Annotated in this window: 17 protein-coding genes and 1 pseudogene; 3 read left to right on the top strand and 15 right to left on the bottom strand. The window is 52.2% G+C overall.

Annotation, left to right across the window (positions count from 1 at the left end; translation table 11 throughout):
- Positions 1-82: 82 nt before the first annotated feature.
- Complete coding sequence (locus tag K3T82_RS08905) at positions 83-325, top strand: DUF2630 family protein (RefSeq protein WP_220193127.1); 243 nt, start codon at positions 83-85, stop codon at positions 323-325.
- Positions 326-454: 129 nt separating this feature from the next.
- Here K3T82_RS08905 and K3T82_RS08900 read toward each other — a convergent pair whose 3' ends face one another.
- The 6 genes from K3T82_RS08900 to K3T82_RS08875 form a co-directional block, all read right to left on the bottom strand.
- Positions 455-1,243 (bottom strand): lysophospholipid acyltransferase family protein, encoded by a 789-nt coding sequence (locus K3T82_RS08900; RefSeq protein WP_220193126.1) that lies wholly within the window; start codon positions 1,241-1,243, stop codon positions 455-457.
- Positions 1,240-1,926 carry a (d)CMP kinase gene (gene cmk / locus K3T82_RS08895; RefSeq protein WP_220193125.1) on the bottom strand — a complete coding sequence of 229 codons (687 nt, stop codon included), beginning with the start codon at positions 1,924-1,926 and terminating at the stop codon, positions 1,240-1,242. The genes K3T82_RS08900 and cmk overlap by 4 nt, the downstream gene beginning before the upstream one ends.
- A 267-nt stretch (positions 1,927-2,193) precedes the next feature.
- Positions 2,194-2,850, bottom strand: coding sequence for a hypothetical protein (locus K3T82_RS08890; RefSeq protein ID WP_220193124.1), 657 nt, complete (start codon positions 2,848-2,850; stop codon positions 2,194-2,196).
- 186 nt (positions 2,851-3,036) lie between these two features.
- Entirely contained in the window at positions 3,037-3,822 is a 786-nt protein-coding gene (locus K3T82_RS08885) for a pseudouridine synthase (RefSeq protein ID WP_220193123.1), read from the bottom strand.
- The gene (locus tag K3T82_RS08880; RefSeq protein ID WP_220193122.1) at positions 3,819-5,015 is read right to left on the bottom strand and encodes a DUF2851 family protein; all 1,197 of its coding nucleotides are present in this window, start codon (positions 5,013-5,015) and stop codon (positions 3,819-3,821) included. Before K3T82_RS08880 ends, K3T82_RS08885 begins: the two co-directional genes overlap by 4 nt.
- Before the next feature lie 20 nt (positions 5,016-5,035).
- On the bottom strand, positions 5,036-7,159 hold the full coding sequence (locus tag K3T82_RS08875; protein ID WP_220193121.1) for a copper resistance CopC/CopD family protein: 2,124 nt from the start codon (positions 7,157-7,159) through the stop codon (positions 5,036-5,038).
- Between the two features lie 952 nt (positions 7,160-8,111).
- On the opposite strand from K3T82_RS08875, the gene K3T82_RS08870 reads away from it, so the two are divergent.
- Positions 8,112-8,849 (top strand): ThuA domain-containing protein, encoded by a 738-nt coding sequence (locus K3T82_RS08870; protein WP_220193120.1) that lies wholly within the window; start codon positions 8,112-8,114, stop codon positions 8,847-8,849.
- Between the two features lie 73 nt (positions 8,850-8,922).
- Here K3T82_RS08870 and K3T82_RS08865 read toward each other — a convergent pair whose 3' ends face one another.
- Complete coding sequence (locus K3T82_RS08865; protein WP_220193119.1) at positions 8,923-9,378, bottom strand: nuclear transport factor 2-like protein; 456 nt, start codon at positions 9,376-9,378, stop codon at positions 8,923-8,925.
- Between the two features lie 259 nt (positions 9,379-9,637).
- Between K3T82_RS08865 and K3T82_RS08860 the strand changes: the two genes are divergently transcribed.
- Entirely contained in the window at positions 9,638-10,252 is a 615-nt protein-coding gene (locus tag K3T82_RS08860) for a hypothetical protein (RefSeq protein WP_220193118.1), read from the top strand.
- A 19-nt stretch (positions 10,253-10,271) separates the two neighbouring features.
- Here the strand turns inward: K3T82_RS08860 and K3T82_RS08855 are convergent, their stop codons facing one another.
- From K3T82_RS08855 to K3T82_RS08815, 8 genes and pseudogenes are all read right to left on the bottom strand, one after another.
- Positions 10,272-10,973, bottom strand: a complete 702-nt coding sequence (locus K3T82_RS08855) for a class I SAM-dependent methyltransferase (RefSeq protein WP_220193117.1) — start codon at positions 10,971-10,973, stop codon at positions 10,272-10,274.
- Entirely contained in the window at positions 10,952-11,386 is a 435-nt protein-coding gene (locus K3T82_RS08850) for an SAM-dependent methyltransferase (protein ID WP_220193116.1), read from the bottom strand. The genes K3T82_RS08855 and K3T82_RS08850 overlap by 22 nt, the downstream gene beginning before the upstream one ends.
- 1 nt (position 11,387) lies before the next feature.
- Positions 11,388-12,421: pseudogene (gene holA, locus K3T82_RS08840) on the bottom strand (DNA polymerase III subunit delta).
- A 29-nt stretch (positions 12,422-12,450) separates the two neighbouring features.
- Positions 12,451-12,795, bottom strand: coding sequence for a PTS sucrose transporter subunit IIBC (locus K3T82_RS08835; protein WP_220193113.1), 345 nt, complete (start codon positions 12,793-12,795; stop codon positions 12,451-12,453).
- 445 nt (positions 12,796-13,240) lie between these two features.
- Positions 13,241-13,771, bottom strand: coding sequence for a D-glycero-beta-D-manno-heptose 1-phosphate adenylyltransferase (gene rfaE2, locus K3T82_RS08830; RefSeq protein WP_220193112.1), 531 nt, complete (start codon positions 13,769-13,771; stop codon positions 13,241-13,243).
- Entirely contained in the window at positions 13,768-14,781 is a 1,014-nt protein-coding gene (locus tag K3T82_RS08825; RefSeq protein WP_220193111.1) for a bifunctional heptose 7-phosphate kinase/heptose 1-phosphate adenyltransferase, read from the bottom strand. The genes rfaE2 and K3T82_RS08825 overlap by 4 nt, the downstream gene beginning before the upstream one ends.
- Entirely contained in the window at positions 14,778-15,569 is a 792-nt protein-coding gene (locus tag K3T82_RS08820; protein ID WP_220193110.1) for a WecB/TagA/CpsF family glycosyltransferase, read from the bottom strand. The genes K3T82_RS08825 and K3T82_RS08820 overlap by 4 nt, the downstream gene beginning before the upstream one ends.
- A 7-nt stretch (positions 15,570-15,576) precedes the next feature.
- Complete coding sequence (locus K3T82_RS08815; protein WP_220193109.1) at positions 15,577-15,879, bottom strand: DUF503 domain-containing protein; 303 nt, start codon at positions 15,877-15,879, stop codon at positions 15,577-15,579.
- Between the last annotated feature and the right edge of the window lie 231 nt (positions 15,880-16,110).

The raw sequence follows: 16,110 nt of genomic DNA, 5'->3' as shown, positions 1-16,110 counted from the left end.
GTGGGGTTGGCGAACGTATTATGTTTGATGATATAACATGAGGAGGCCCAGACTGAATAGGGCTTGAAAGGGGAAAGCGTTTATGGATGATAAAAGCATTTTGAAGCACATAGAAGAGCTGGTAAATGAAGAGCATGAATTGCTGGATAGGAGAAATAAGGGAACATTAGGTGAAGACCAGCATGAGCGCATTCATCAGTTAGAGGTTAGCCTGGATCAATGTTGGGATCTATTGCGTCAGCGCCGTGCGCGGCGTCATGCGGGCGAGAACCCCGACGAGGCTCAGTTGCGTGACCCCAATATAGTTGAGCATTACAAACAGTAAGCTCATATCTGGTATGTTCAAAAATCGATTTGCAACTTCATCTACCCTGATGAAAGAAATTTGTCTGGGTTGCCATTCTCAACCCAGACAGCCTTTTCTTGCGCAAAGCATGATGCTATGCCAAATACATTACTCGGAGACGTCCTCTTTGATGTGCTCGGGAAGATTGCTGTAGGCTCCGCGATACTCCGGGGGCATCATTGAGGCTATGGTATACATGATTGTATTGGTTGTCTCCTGAATATCTTCCTTGGTCACTCGCTTGCCGTTCTTAGGCGTGAAGACTGTGGGAGTACCGTAGGAGATGGTCACTTTCGCACCAAATTTCTTTAGTACGTTCTCGCTGCCATAAATAGCCACAGGGAGGACTGGCACGCCAGAACGGAGAGCGATATAGCTGATGCCATCATTGGCCTTTTGCAGTATATGCTTGCGGCTACGTGTTCCCTCTGGGAAAATAATAAATATTTTGCCTTTCTTGAGTTGCTCATCGGTCGCGCGAAGAGCCTGACGATCTGCTTCACCGCGTTTGACCGGGAAAGCGCCCAGGAAGCGTACTAACCAGCCAACCTTGCTATAGAAAAGCTCCTCCTTCGCCATATAGACGACCTTTCCTGGGATAAAGAGGGGGACGAGAGGTATATCGGTCCAGGATAGATGGTTAGCGGCGATGATAAAAGGACCCTGTCTGGGAATGTTGTAGCGTTTCCGCAGCCTGATACGAGCCAGTAGAGAGAGAACAACAATAGCGAGGGTGCGTATCGCGTTATAGAGAATGGTGGGAGTCACATAGGGTTCGTAGAGATTTTTCTTTGCCTTGCCTGAGGGGGCTAACTCTTTAGCTGGTGTGATTTTATTCTCAGCGTTCTTTACCTCGGCGGGTGAAGGTGCCTGCTGGGCCTCTTGCTCTTGGTTCATTTGTTTCCCTCCACATAACGACAGATCATGTCCAATACCTGCTCGATATTGAGGTTATCTGTCTCAATGATGATAGCATCCTTTGCGGGCTGCATATTCCGTTTATCTGTAGCGTCGCGCCGCTCAACGTCATCCATTACTTCTTGTAGACTAGGGAGCGCGGGATTATGTTCACCCATACGCTCAAGCATCTCAAGATAGCGGCGTCGAGCACGTTCTTGCAGGCTGGCAGTCAAATAGATTTTTAGGTCGGCGTCGGGCATAACTACTGAGCCAATGTCGCGCCCAACCATAACGATCTGCCCCTGGTGTCCAATTACACGCTGTTGGGCAATCAAAATAGAACGTACCTGGGGATGCCCTGAGATGGCTGAGACGGCTCGTCCAATCTGGGGGCTGCGAATTTCCCAGGTGATGTCGTGTCCATGTACTGTAACTGTATATTGGCGTCCATCGGCTATTTGCGGCTTACTAATAGCGACCTCACTCCGTTCTGCCAGAGCGCCGAGTGCGGGCCCATCATTCAGATCCAGACCTTCATGTAAGGCCAGCCAGGCAACCGCGCGATACATTGCTCCTGTATCGCAATAAAGATAGCCCAATCGCCGGGCCAAATGCTCTCCTATCGTGCTCTTTCCTGCGCCTGCTGGCCCATCAATAGCGATACAACCTGGCTCTCGCATGAGTCCTCCATTTGTTTTGTAAACATACTGAAGGGGATTATATCATACTTGTTTGATGGGCGTTGCCGGCGAGGATTCCTAGCCCGTTATTGTGCTTGGACGTTCGCTATTGTTCGTCTCTTTGGCTGTCAAGAAAGTTGCTTTCTAGTGAATGTGCTGCAACGAAAAGAAGGGCATGGTTTGCATTATCCCATGCCCTTCTCTTGAGAGCCTGCTGATTAGCGCTAGTAGAGGTAACCGGAAACAGGGCTCTTGGTTATGGAAAACTTACCGTTTCATCCAGTTCGGGATTGATGTAGGCATTGTGGAGCCAGTGCTACCAGGAACTGTGGCGCTAATAGGCCCAATGCTGCCAGTACCACCATAACCGCTAGTTGCTGGGCCACTGGTGCCACCGCCCCATGTACTGCCAGTGCCACCACTGGTGCCGCCGCCCCATGTGCTGCCAGTGCCACCGCCCCATGTGCTGCCAGTGCCACCGCCCCATGTGCTGCCAGTACCACCACTGGTTCCACCGCCCCATGTGCTGCCAGTACCAATTTGGCCTGGATAGACAGGATACTGTGGGTAGATTATGGGTCTAGGATAGACAGGATACTGTGGGTAGATTATGGGTCTAGGATAGACAGGGTACTGTGGGTAGATCACGGGTCTAGGATAGACAGGATACTGTGGGTAGATTATGGGTCTAGGATAGACAGGATACTGTGGGTAGATCACGGGTCTAGGATAGACAGGATACTGTGGGTAGACAACCCGGTCTGGATAGCAAGGGGCCGCAAAACACTCTCTAGGCGCGTAGCCCCCTGGTCTGACAGCACTTGATGCCGATGCAGGATGTGCTGTCCCAATTAGCAGCAAGAGCGCGCATAGGCCGCTGAATGCTGTTAAGCAAACAAGCTTTGTACACACTGAATGCTTCATTGAGTTCCCCTCTTTTGATAAGCTGTGCTAGGGTTTTTAACACATCTTATCAAAGCTAAAGAATACGGCGATCTTAAGGTGTTCAAGCACTACAAAACACTCTTCATCAGTGCCTGTCTTTTTTATAAGGCCGGAGACAAACTCAAGAAGCATTTATCAATTAAGACCAGATTCGATATGATTCACCTATTCGAGTAAGGTCCGGATTTCGTCTGGAGTCAGGTGGCGCCATTGTCCTTGTTGAATGCCTTGAAGGGTGAGTGGACCCAGGCCGGAGCGTCGTAGCTGAAGTACGGTATGCCCTGTGGCTTGGAGCATACGGCGTACCTGGCGCTTGCGTCCCTCGCGCAGGGTGAGTTCAACTAGGCTGGCCTGTCTGTCCCTGCGTAAGATGCGCACACGTGCTGGGGAACTGGTATAGCTCTTGTTATTGTCTTCAGTAAAGGTAACGCCGGAGCGAAGCGCTCGGAGAGTTTGTGACGACGGGATGCCGTTCACCAGCGCTTCGTAGTGTTTCTCCTTCTCGTAGCGAGGGTGGGTTAGGCGTTGGGCGAAGTCTCCATCGTTGGTGAGTAGAAGCAGCCCGCTGGTATCACGGTCGAGCCGCCCTACTGGGTAGAGGCGGTACTCGCGTAGTTCGGCTGGCAGCAGGTCAAGAACTGTTGGACGCCCTTCGGGATCGCTAGCTGTGCTGACATAACCAGCGGGTTTATTCAGGAGTACATAGGTGTGTGGAGAACGTGCTTCTATGACTTTGCCGTCGACGACTACTCTATCCTGCCCTGGGTAAATGCGTGTTCCCTGGGTATTGATGGTTACACCATTGACCTGAACGCGACCTGCTGCGATTAACTCCTCAGCATGGCGGCGTGATGCCACTCCTGCGTGTGCCAGGAAGCGTGCCAGGCGCTCTCCCTGTGCTTCTTCCTGGGATGATGTGATGCCTGATTGTTGCTCTTCTTTCTTATTCATAATCCTCTGTGACCTATGATACAGCGCACGCAGTCCTTGGTACGGCAGGTGTGCTGGTAGATGTAGTGTAAACCCTGTTGCTGGCATGTTGCAGCGGGTTCGTCTGTCAGTTGAAGTTGTGCGCTCATCATTCGTGTAACACGGTTAGAGGGCAGACCGGGATGTTCCATATAAAGTGCGCGCGTACGCGTATAGAGCTCTGGATCTCTTGTCAGCAGGGCTATCGCGGCCCCAAATGGCAGGATGACATTGCAAACCAGTATATCAGTTCTGGCAACGCTAAGCCCCTGTCTTGTAAAGACCTCCTGAAGTTTATGCAGTATAGAGGAGTTTTCGTCTGCTTGAGTACTTTGGGAAGAGAGGATTATGCACAAGTGATGCCAGAGAGGGACGATTCGTGCCTGCTCCACAAGGCGCGCGAACACACGCAGACGATTCGCATCCAAAGGAGAAGGAACGGAGGACCTTCCTTCCGGCTCAGGAATGGGGCCGGTCAGGCCTAGCAGGCGTGTACCAGCCGCAAGAAAAAAGGCTCGATCTCTACCATAGGCCAGGGCTTCAGCCAGCGCAGGCAAGAGGACGCCGTCATAGTTTTCTTTTGTGGTGGCTCGGAGTTGCTCAATAAAACGCTCACACTTCCCTTCAAAGCGGAGTAGTCCTGCCTGATGTAAGATTTGTTCACGTTGCTCAGATGGAAGTGTGAGCGTCTGGCAAGGCCATATCGGACCCTGGCAGTGTTTGTGTTGGTTATCTGTGTCGGTTAAGTCGGCGAGGGTACAGGTGGGAATGATATATCCATCCTGGCGAGTCGTAGGTCGAGGATCGTCACAGTATAGAACAATATGAAGGATAACCTGATTGTAGCGCGAGTCCCTTTCGTGGTGGTGAGCCCGCCAATCGCTGGAACGTACATGGAACTCGACATCGCCACAGAGGCGTCGAGTCTGAAGTACCTGGCGCAGGCTAGCGGGCGCGAGTAGAGAGGTTGTGGGCGCTGGTTGTAGAACCGCGTCGCGTATGTCCGGTCCCTTGTTACCCCCGGATCGGCCTGCGAAAAGCAGTTGATAAACCTCTCCATTGTCCAGCGGGAGCAAGGTCCCGCGCGGCAGCGCCCACCAGCGGCGCTCCACTTCTTCTTCCAGTGGTCGCTTACTCTCCGTTCGCTCACGTACAGACAATAATGCACTCATCATCCACCCCTTTTTTACCCCTTTTAGCTAATATTGAATTGGAAACGCGTGCTCACTGGATCAAGCTTTGGGCGTATAATCTCGACATCAATGGCCCAGACGCCGTTCATCGTAAAAGTCTGTTTTGGGTCAAAGACCGCCGCATAGACCCCATTGCTGTCTTTAAGGGTCACCTGTGTTGTTCCCATGTCCATGATTACCATATTCAGCGTTAGCTTGACCTGGGCATTTGTTACAGGTTGTCCGTCCTTATCCTTTAAGGTCAGAATCGCGGTGTTTGTTTCATTTAGTTTGCCGGGAGTAATGAGCAGCGAGACCGAGAGGTCTCCAGCCTGCTGCGTCTTTGTTGTTGGCTGAGTCGTTGCCTGATCGTTTTTGACCTGATAGTTCGCGGTTGGGAAGACGATAGGGGGAGCGTAGAAGGTCAGAAGCGAGAGGCAGAGGAGCATACCTGCGCCCAGTAGTGCCTGGATGCTTACAACTTGTTTGAGTGTGCGCCCTGTATTGACCAGAACCGACTGGCGCGCGCGGCGTGTGGGCATGTCCGAGGTAACCACTGGCAAGAAGAGAGCCAGGCGCAATAGTTTGGGTCGTAATACAAAGAGTACAACCCAACTCATCAGTAGCAGAAGCACTATTAGTCCCGCCAGAACTAACAATGTACGTCCGTACGGATCTGCAAGAAATAAGTTTAATGTCGGTATGCTTGCCTCATAAAGATAGAAGCCGCTGATAAGTAAGGCACCAATGCTTCCAAGCTGGAAGGGCGCGAAGCGACGCTGGAGTACGACCAGAGAGTCGGAATAGTGTTCGCGCTCTACCACATTCAGGAGTGGTAGCAAGATTAGCCCCAGATAGGCAAGACCTCCCAGCCAGATACCAAGACTAACTTGCGCGAGCCAGTCAAAGAGTATAGCGCTGGCATGTGGATGTAAGACCTGGGCTGCTTCACTGGAAAGGGAGCGTGTAAGCACGATCAGGCCAGCTAGTATCAACCAGATAGGCGCATAGTGATGTTGGGATGGTGTGAGCGTATTGGTTTTGTTCTCAAATTCGCGTGTCTGATACTTCTGACTGCCAGCATTAGAAGTTTTCTTTCCAGGTTGAGAGGCTGTAACCTTCTTAAAGGAACCGGTGATACTGTCAGTCACGTTGCTGACTCGGGTCGCGTTGGTGACTGCTCCTAGCGGCCCTGTGATTGGACTAAGTGAGCCAGTGACAGAGCCAAGCGCCCCCGTACGCGTGACCAGGCGCGGCGTCGGTGTGAGAGGGTAATCTTTGAGCATCGTGCGCGAGGTCCAGTGTAGAAGGCCCATCGCGACGAGAATGAGCGCCAGGCGAATCAGCAGCAGGATGCCATAGGTTGTCTGGGTCAGCATGTCGAGAACAGGCATAAGCGTAAACTGTCCATTGAAGGCCTGTGTCATCTGGGCTACACGCAGGATAAACACCACAATCTCTCCAATGAGCAAGGCGCTCAGGCAGAGCCATTGCAGTGAAATCGTACGCCGTCGTGCATGCTCTAGCAGAGACTGAATACGCGCTTGCTTGATTAGTGTCCAGTTCTCGCTAACTAGCAAGCCAATCCAGAAGGTAAGAGCGATCAATACGACCCAGTTCCAACCAGTGCTGAGGATGCTGAGGACCGTAAATTCGCGCGATCCACCTGTGCCTGTAAGATTGTTACTGGTCGAAGGGCCAAGCACGGTTTTTCCGGAGATACCCAGGCTAGAGAGCCCAACATCAAAGCCTATAATGCCGTTCGTCGTTTGCCCATCGGTGGCTGCTACCGCGGTCCACTTGATCTCGTAACTTCCCTCTGGAAGCTGATCGGGATCGCGTAATGGAATGTTGAGTTGACTCGAAGAGGTGCTTGCGATGCTTGAACTTCCCTCGGTGATATCTACCAGTACACCTCGCTGTATAGAGTAGATACGGGCGCTACTCAGCGGGCTCAGAGGCGCGTTAAAATAGACGTGCGCGACGCTGGGCGCTTTAGTAATGGTAGAACCGTCAATTGGGTCGGAGCCAATGACGAAGGCATGAGCATAGGCAACTGGCGGGGGCGTAAACAGAAGCCAGCCGGTATGAATGACAAGTGCCAGGGTGAATGCCAGAATGATGATAGGCAGTCTTTGCTTTCGCATGATTTCCTATAGTATTCTACACGTGTCCAGGATGAGGATTATGCCTGTTGCGTGGAACGGTGCTAAATTCCGCTTTCGCGTTCTTCGAAATTTGAGTGTGTTCAGGTTTATATAAAAACCAGCACTGCCTGAACGACGGCTTGTGCAGATATGCCCGGTTTTCTGTATAAGAAGTTTACTTTCGTCGTGGCAGTGGCGTCGATTTTCGCCTAGGATCTTTGTGCATCTAAGATGATAGATAAGACTTGATTATGGGGATTGTACATCAGGTGAGCGAGAGTCGCAATATGTTCTAGGCTATGAGTACGGTGGTACCGGTTGGTCTGATGGGCGCTGACATGCGTTTGAGTACACTTACTTTACTCTACGAAGAAGCGTTATACCTCTCGCGTGAGTCCTAAGATGGGCATAGGTTATCGCTCTGTGGTTGAAGTAAATACGCAAGAGGTATATCCCTTTATTTAGCCTATTTTGAGAGTATCCTCAACATTATCTCTGGAATTGGGACCTTTGTCCTCCCATAGCGCTTTCAATGCCTGGAAGTGTATCGTTTTAGCCTTCCATTTCGTGGTTGACTGCTATCGATTACATAAGGTTGGTTCTTACTGGATTTATCGCTATTTCTTCCACTTTGGCGACATGATTTTCTTCTATGAGCTTAAGATGACCACTACTCCATCAGAGATTGCGACTAGTGGCTCTGCGCCTTGCTTCCTGGCTGGTTGCTCTAGTATATGGCATGCTACAATAGAGGTGCGGACTGGGTAAGACCTGTCCGGTAGCTTAGATGTAGTTGAGCGAGATCCAGATAATCTCTCATTTTGTAAGTTCTTATTCGAAAACTCACGCCGCTGCCGTGCCCCGCATGGGGGTCGCGGCTAGTGCTAATCCCATGCGAGGGCACGGCGCGCTCGGGTTTCCGTGTAAGGAATAAATTAGAAAGAGTGAATACATGACCGCGAGTTCACCAACGGCGTTGCGCGTAACTGTGTGGAATGAGTTTCGCCATGAGCGACATAGCAAAGAGGTTCAGGCTCACTATCCTGAAGGCATTCATACGACCATCGCCAATTTCTTGCGCGAGGCTGATCTGAATGTGCGTACCGCGACCCTCGATGAGCCTGAGCATGGGCTGACACAGGAGGTACTGGACGCAACTGATGTGCTGATCTGGTGGGGCCATATGGCGCACGGCGAGGTGCGCGACGAGATTGTGGAGCGTGTATACGCGCGTGTATTGGATGGCATGGGCCTTGTGGTCTTGCACTCGGGCCACTTTTCTAAGATCTTCCGTAAACTGATGGGCACCACTTGCGATCTGAAATGGCGTGAGAGTGGTGATCGTGAGAGGCTCTGGGTTGTCGCGCCAGGTCATCCGATTGCCGAGGGCCTGGGCGATTACTTTGAAATTGAGCATGAAGAGATGTATGGCGAGCACTTCGACATTCCGGCTCCTGAGACCCTGGTCTTTATTAGCTGGTTCACAGGCGGTGAGGTCTTCCGTAGTGGCGCGTGCTACACACGCGGACGTGGCAAGATCTTCTATTTCCGCCCCGGTCATGAGACTCTGCCTACCTATCATCATTCTGACGTCCAGCGCGTAATTGTAAACGCTGTCAATTGGGCGGCTCCTACTCCAGGTAAGCCTCGCGTCTTCGGCAACACTCCGGCTCTTGAGGGCAATAACTAGAACTCTAGCTATCTTTCAGTGTTCTGGCATAGCGGGCAGCAGGCGAATTGTTACTAATCTGCTGCCCGCCTTCTTATTGCACAATGAGGATATCGATGCCTAGCTGTGCGATCAGCCCCTTGATACCGCCCCCTGCGACATGCTCAACATTTATGGAGCGTATCTGCTCATCCTTTAGGGTATAGGTGACGTTTTCAGATGGCATGGAGACGCTCTGACCTGTCTGGGGAATGGGTGGGAGACCCAGGACCGGAATAATGAACGCGTCGCTTTGATAGCCCGTGATCTGCCATGTTGCGCTGACTTCTCCCTCTCTCTCCTCCAAAACATTATGCAAGTTATAGGTCAGCCCTGGAAGACCTGTTTCCAGGCCCCGAGCTACTTCAAGGAAGCCAGCGCGGTCGAGTGGCTTGGGTGTCCAGCCCGCGAAGGTAAAGTTATCAGAGAGATAGCCCTCATAGATTGAACTATCGTTATTGTCCAGCGAGGTCATAAACTCGCGTACAATCTCAATGTCATGTTCACTCATGCATCCCTACTCCTCTCTTCAAGACTGTTGCATGTAACTATATCACCTATGGTGAACACGCATAAGCAGGGCAAGAAGTGGATCTGCTGCGCTCTATTTTCTGCGTACTGTAGGTATAAAGCTTCTTTATAGCAAGAAAGCTAGCTTACGCATTAAAAGAGGGAAAAAGATATACCTTGTTGTTTATGCCTTCTTCGCGTATACTACATGTAGTATATAAGCATGTCTGAGTGAAAGTAAGGAAGGCAGGGTCTAACTTATGCTCAGTCGAGGGCTACAGATAATCCTGGTTGTGGCTCTGATTGTATTCCTCATATTTCTGTTTCGCCCTGAGTATGTCGCGAATGCTGGGAATGCCCTTATCAAAGCGGTTGATGGCTCGGACGTTTCGGGAACTGCTCAATTGACCCCTAAAGCAACGGGTAATGGGAGTAGCTTTCAGGTTAACTTGCAAGGCTTAAAGACGAACGCACGTTATGTTGTTACTCTAGATAAGGATCGTTGTGGTAGCTCCTCAACGACCACACTGGGAACCATCTCCTCCGATCAGAGCGGGAATGCTACTATTAGCGTTGAGAGAAGCGACCTCAGTTCCGCTTTGCAGAATGGCTTATGGGTTGATGTACGTCGGGAGAATGCCTCTGGTCCAAGTATTGCTTGTGGACAGGTGAAGGTCAATAGTCAGGAGTTGGCTCAGTTTAATAGCACGCCCACCCCTACAAGTACCAGTACAAATTTGAGTAGTTTCATCACCCCTACAACAACTAATAGCGGGAGCATTTGGGATAGCTTGCTGACTGGTTTTCCCCAGACTGGGGCTGGTCCTGGTGACCATAGCTCTTATGATAACTACAAATATCCACGCAAGCGGTAATGGGTCAGAATAGACGTGTTTACCGCTTGAGAATGAGGACTTTGAAGCCCCCCAGTCCACCAGGGCTGGTGAGGGCTGAGACGCGCTGGCGTACGTTATACCACTGCAACAAGCTGATTTGCCCCTGGTTGCTGGCGCGCACCTGAGGATCACTTAGTACAGCATAGTCGCGCTGGCGTATGCGTTCAAGCTCCTCGTAAATGCCCATATTGGTAAGCCACTGACGCTGTGTAGTAAAGCTATGTAGGTGTAGTCCCTGCTGCCGGGCCTGGGTGATGAGCGCGCTGAAGTTGACATGCGCGGTAATGTCCTGTTCCCCCGGTCGCGCGAGTGGGCGCTCGCTAAGCTGGTGCCGGTAATAACAGGCCAGGGTTCCGGCATAGCGCTCAGGAATGTAGAGATCACGCGCGAGATCCCCATAGTCGATGGCGAGGAGGAAGCCACGCCGTTTGCGTTGTGGATTGTGACCAAGGAGGATCTGCGCCGAGCGCTCCATCCAGCGCCTGGCGTCCAGATTCACCTCTGCTCGCCATCCATCAGGATATTTGTGCCAGTGGATCTTATAGTCATCAAGGTAGCTTGCGACCTGCTGGCTACTGGGCTTCTCTAGCACCTCTTGTAGACGCCCTTGCTGTTCGTCTACATAAACTTCGTAGAGTGCGTCACCTCGCTTCTCAAGCACATGTACCGGGAAGGCATCTACCAGTTCATTTGAGAGCAAGACGCTAGGGCTAACTCTGGATCGGGCGCAAGCGCGTCCGCACCTGAGCCAATGTCAACATTGGTGTAGTGTAGTGCTTCGGCGAAGGCTGGCTGTTCCTGTTCAGCCCATGCTTGTACACCCTGACTTACCAGGGCGCGTCCAGAGCCTTGCTCAACAACGTTGAAGCGGCGCGGCTGGCGGAGCATCTCCCACATCTGGAACAATTGCCGTCCCATGCAATGGGCGAACATCTCCGAGACATCGCTGCTGGTAAAAAAATCGCCCTCCCATCCAACGCGTGTCTTTCCGTTGACATAGTAGCCGTAGTTGGGTTCATAGAGCGCCATACGCATATAGTCGGCAAAGGTCAGGGGTCCCTGACGACGGATCTGGTCAAGGATGCGTTCCTGAAGGGGTGTTGTTGTGTGCATGTTACTTATTACCGAAGCTAAGAACGAGTAGGTCAAGTGCCATCTCTGGAGCTAGCCGACTACGCTTGAGGGCGGCGTCGGTATCCAGCAGTTGACGATAGATATGTTCCAGGCGTGCGGCATTGAAGTTGTTGACCTGCCGTAGTGCCTTATCCACTACAAAGGGGCAATCCCTAGAGTAGAAGCAACCTGCCCGCCGCGCATCCCCTTCTGCGCTAGTTCTTTGACGAGCATCAGTGTGCGTACCTGAGAGGTAATCAGGCCGATCAGTTTGAGAGGTGCTTCGCCATCGGCCAGCAGATCGTGCAGAATATTGAGGGCTTGCTTGCTATTGCGTTGAGCCAGGGCATCGGTCAGGTCGAAGATGCGGGCTTCCTGTACTTGAGCGGAGAGCAGGCGCACCTCCGCCGCCGTAATGGTACCACCGGGGCCTACATAGGTCGCCAGTTTGTGCAATTCGTTCGCGAGCAAGCGAAGCTGATTACCAATGAAGTTCGCGAGCAGAGCGCATGCGTCCGGCGCAATCTTCACGCCAAGCTCTTTGGCCTGGGCGGCAATCCAGCGTTCAAGTTGGGCTCCCTTGGGTTGCGTGCTTTGAATCGTCTTGCCATGCTGATCGGCGGCTTTGACAAGTACATGGGCTTTGTCTAGCGCCTCATCAACCAGCAGGATAAGCACGGTGCTCTCCGGCATCTGGCTAATGTGTTCGGCGAGGGCCTTTTCAAAGCCCGCTCGTGTCAGCGCTCCCCCTTTGCTTCCCTTCTTGCCACGTTTCCCTTTGGCGCTCTTGGTGCTCTCCTCCTGGGGTGCAGCCGTTGATGACTCACCACGCTTACGCTTGGGAAGTCCTTCGATAACGATCAGGCGTTGCTCTGAAAGAAACGGCTGAGTATCGCTGCTCATAACAATGGTCTTCAGGTCTGCCGTTGTACCATCATAGGTATCCTGGTTGAACCCGAAGTCACCCTGTTGACGCAGCTTCTTCAAATGTTCGCGACTGCTAAATTCGTCGTCACCATGCAGGAGGTAAAACATACGCTACTTGCCACCCAGGTGCGGAGCTCTTAATGGGCCGCGCGACGATAGTCGCGAGTGCTTTTGCTTGCGACCAGGACATCAATCAAGATGGCGAAGGCCAGCGCGAGAATGGAGCAGAAGAGGGCTGATGCGAAGAATGCCGCTCCAGGATTCGAGGCCAGCACTGGCGGATCAAAGAGCAAGGTACCAATCCAGGCGTAAATGGCAATGAATCCGATCAAGGCACCAAGGAACGCCCCCAATACCGCCATACTGCGTCGCTTAATCGCGCTAAACCAGAAGGCGAGAAAGAGACCAATAGGCAGAGAAATAAGGAAACCGAAGAAGTCACCAATAAAAATACCATCAAATGGGTTTATATGAAACGCCATTATAGCAAGCCTCCTATTCGAAAACCTGAATATGCCGCGCCAGGAATGAGGGTTATTAGCACTAGTCGCGACTCCCATGCGGAGACACGGCAGCACGTTGGTTTTCGTGTAAGTTCTTTGTAGTGATCAAAAGCTATGCCCATTATACGGCAAATTCGTTAAGGCGACAACTGACGCTAACAGCCGGCATGGCTGTTTCATTCTGCTAAGCCAGCCCTGCTTTGGAACCTTTCTTTGAAAGATGTGCCAGTAAATTGTAGCGCGCCACAATTTACTGGCACATCTGATTCTCTTGAGCGCTAGAAGCGCGGACCCAGGCTGAAGAAAGGCAGATTGTGAGCCTTGAGCCGCATAGGTTCGAGTTGTTTCCGAGGAAGTGCGAGGGATCGCTGCACCGATACTGACTACCTTTATTTCGGCCAGTATCGGTTGCAGCATGTCTATACTAGAGCTTGGTGGTGTTTAAGCTCTGAATTTTCTGGATGAGTTCGGTTGTTGAGTAGCCAGGAAGGTAGGAAATCAAACGCACCTCGCCTCCATAGGCGAAGACAACCTTTGCTTCTGGTAGGCGTTCTGGATCAATACCGCGTACCGTACCAGCGTAGTCGCCACCCTTTACGTAGATGCTGGGATGGAGGCTCTCAATCAGGTTGCTGGCGGTTGGCTCCTCAAAGATGGTCACATAATCGATGCAGGCCAGTGCCGAGAGCAGTTCTGCGCGTTCATTTTCTGGTACTAGGGGACGTGTTGGCCCTTTGAGTGCGCGCACGCTTTCGTCGCTATTAAGCCCCAATACCAGAAAGTCTCCCAGTGCCCGTGCTTCCTGAAGATAGCGCACATGTCCCAGATGCAACAGGTCAAAGCAACCATTGGTGAAGACACCGCGTTCGCCTGCCTGTTGGCGTCGTGCGACCTCGGCGGCTAACTCTGCACGGGAGAGGATTTTGGTAGATGTTGTGGATAGGTGCGTATTCATCGGATAACCCTCACCAACTCTTCTGGGGTGTTGCTGGCGCAACCCAGGCGGCGCACAACCAGCGCGGCGGCGACATTGGCAAGGTAGGCTGCTTCCGCTTTGCTCGCGCCTCCCGTCAGGCTCAGGGTAAAGGTCGCGGCAACCGTATCGCCCGCGCCATTGGGATCTACTACATTGCTGGCAGCTTCCAGAGGGTAGACGGGAAGATGAACTGGAGGGTGATTGGCCTCAAAGAGGCTCATACCCTCGCTTCCTCGTGTGACGAGCACGCTTTGAGCGTTGCATTCGTCGAGGAGGCGTTGTCCCGCGCGGTCGAGATCCTCCGATGTCTCAATGGTCTCACCTAGTGAGAGTTCAACCTCGGGTTGATTTGGTGTCAGCGCGGTTACACCCTGGAAGCGGTCGAGCGAGCCATGAGAGTCTGCGACAATGACCTTCTTCAATTCACGCGCTAGAGGGACGCAGGTCTCGATGATCTTGGGGCTAATCATACCAATTTCATAGTCGGAAAGCACGATGGCATCCATCTCTGGCAATACGGCCTTGATGTACTCACAGAGTTTATCTCGGCAGTCTTCACCAATGCCGGATTTATCGACACGATCCACGCGCACGATATGCTGGCGTACGACTTGCGTACTTCCTGCCATCACACGTGTCTTCGTGGAGGTTGGGCGGTCTCCATCATGAACCAGGCCCTCATCATGAATGCCCAATTCGCGGACAGCCGAGCGGAAGCGTCTGCCATGTACATCATCGCCAATCACGCCTGCTAGGTAGACATCCGCTCCGAGCGAGTTGACGTTCACAGCCACGTTGGCTGCCCCACCCAGGATCGTAAGCTCTTCTTCTAGTTCCAATAGCAAAACGGGGGCCTCACGTGCTATGCGCGCTGGCCGTCCAATTAAGTACTCATCAACGACCATATCGCCTATTACAAGTACACGCTTGCCCTGAAAGGCGGCGATAATGGATTTTAAACGCGAGGGGTCGACGCTTTGTATCGTCATGCCGTTTTTCGTCCTTTAAGTAAGACCAATATCATAAAGCGTGGAATCGCCAGCATACGCCAGATACGCCATGGCTCACGATAGAGCCGATATAACCATTCCAGGCCCATATTTTGCATTAATTTGGGTGCGCGTGGCTTACGACCAGAGAGAAAGTCATATGCACCACCAACGCCCATCGCAACTGCGACAGACAGGCGCGAGCGGTTACGCGCGATCCAAAGCTCTTGCGCCGGAGCGCCATAGGCTACACAGAGTACATCGGCTTGTGCGATACGCACACACTCACAGATGGCCTCCTCTTCTTCAGGCGCGGGCGAACCCGCGTATGTCCCGGCGATCTGAAGGCCAGGCGCGAGCACGCCAAGCCGTTCGGCTGCGGATTCAGCCACGCCGGGGGCCGCGCCCAGTAAGTAAAGGCGATAGCCGCGCCGCGCGCAGAGTCGCGCTACTTCTGGTAGCGTATCTGTACCTGTGACCCGCTCGGGTGCGGGTTTACCAAGGTAGCGCGTAGCCCAGACCACTCCCATACCATCGGGAACGACCATAGCCGCTTCATTGATACATTGGCGAAATGGCTGATTATGCTGTGCCTCGATGATGAACTCTGTGTTGACGGTAATGACCTGCTGACACTCTATAGGCTCTTCCGATTCGCGCCGCAAAGCCACAAGTCGGTCGATTCCCTCTAGTGTCTCGCGTTGAGTCAGGCGATCCACACGTACCCCCAGGACCGTCAGTGAATCCTCAGGCTTTGTTTGCCCTGTATCTACTATATCTAGAGACATAACGTTTTCACCAGTGAAGAATTTCGCTTTGGAAGTCAGTAACAAAGATATCCGGACGCGTCTCTTCAATGTAGCGGCGCACATGCTCAACTACTTCTCCTGCATGCTGGCCGTTATTACTCACATAGGTGACGCCAAGTTTGGCGATCTGCCAGCGGTCCTGTTCTTCGACCTCGGCAATCGCTACCGAGAAATGGTTGCGAATACGTGCCAGAAGCGATTGAATGATCTGCCGCTTTTCCTTTAAGGAATGGCATCCTGGGAGATATAGTGTGATTGCACCTGCACCTATAGCAAAAGTACTCGACATCTTTGTTTTCGCGAAAACACTCTTTCCGCTAGAGTTTGCCTAATGAGCGATTATGACGCTCGCTAACCTTGCTTTCGATCCACATGAGGATCTTGAAAGCAGTATAGCATACTCATCTTTCAGTGTAACGCCAGGACGCTTCCTATAGGAGAATTAGAAAATTACTTCAGTCTCGACGCTTCCTTCTATCTTTGGTACAATCTTCCACAGAGAATAACGCCGCCATGTTGA

It is taken from the genome of Ktedonospora formicarum (assembly GCF_016587355.1).
Lineage (GTDB): Bacteria > Chloroflexota > Ktedonobacteria > Ktedonobacterales > Ktedonobacteraceae > Ktedonobacter > Ktedonobacter formicarum.
Note: the sequence above shows the minus strand (reverse complement) of the source record. Positions and strands in the feature narration are given on the sequence as shown.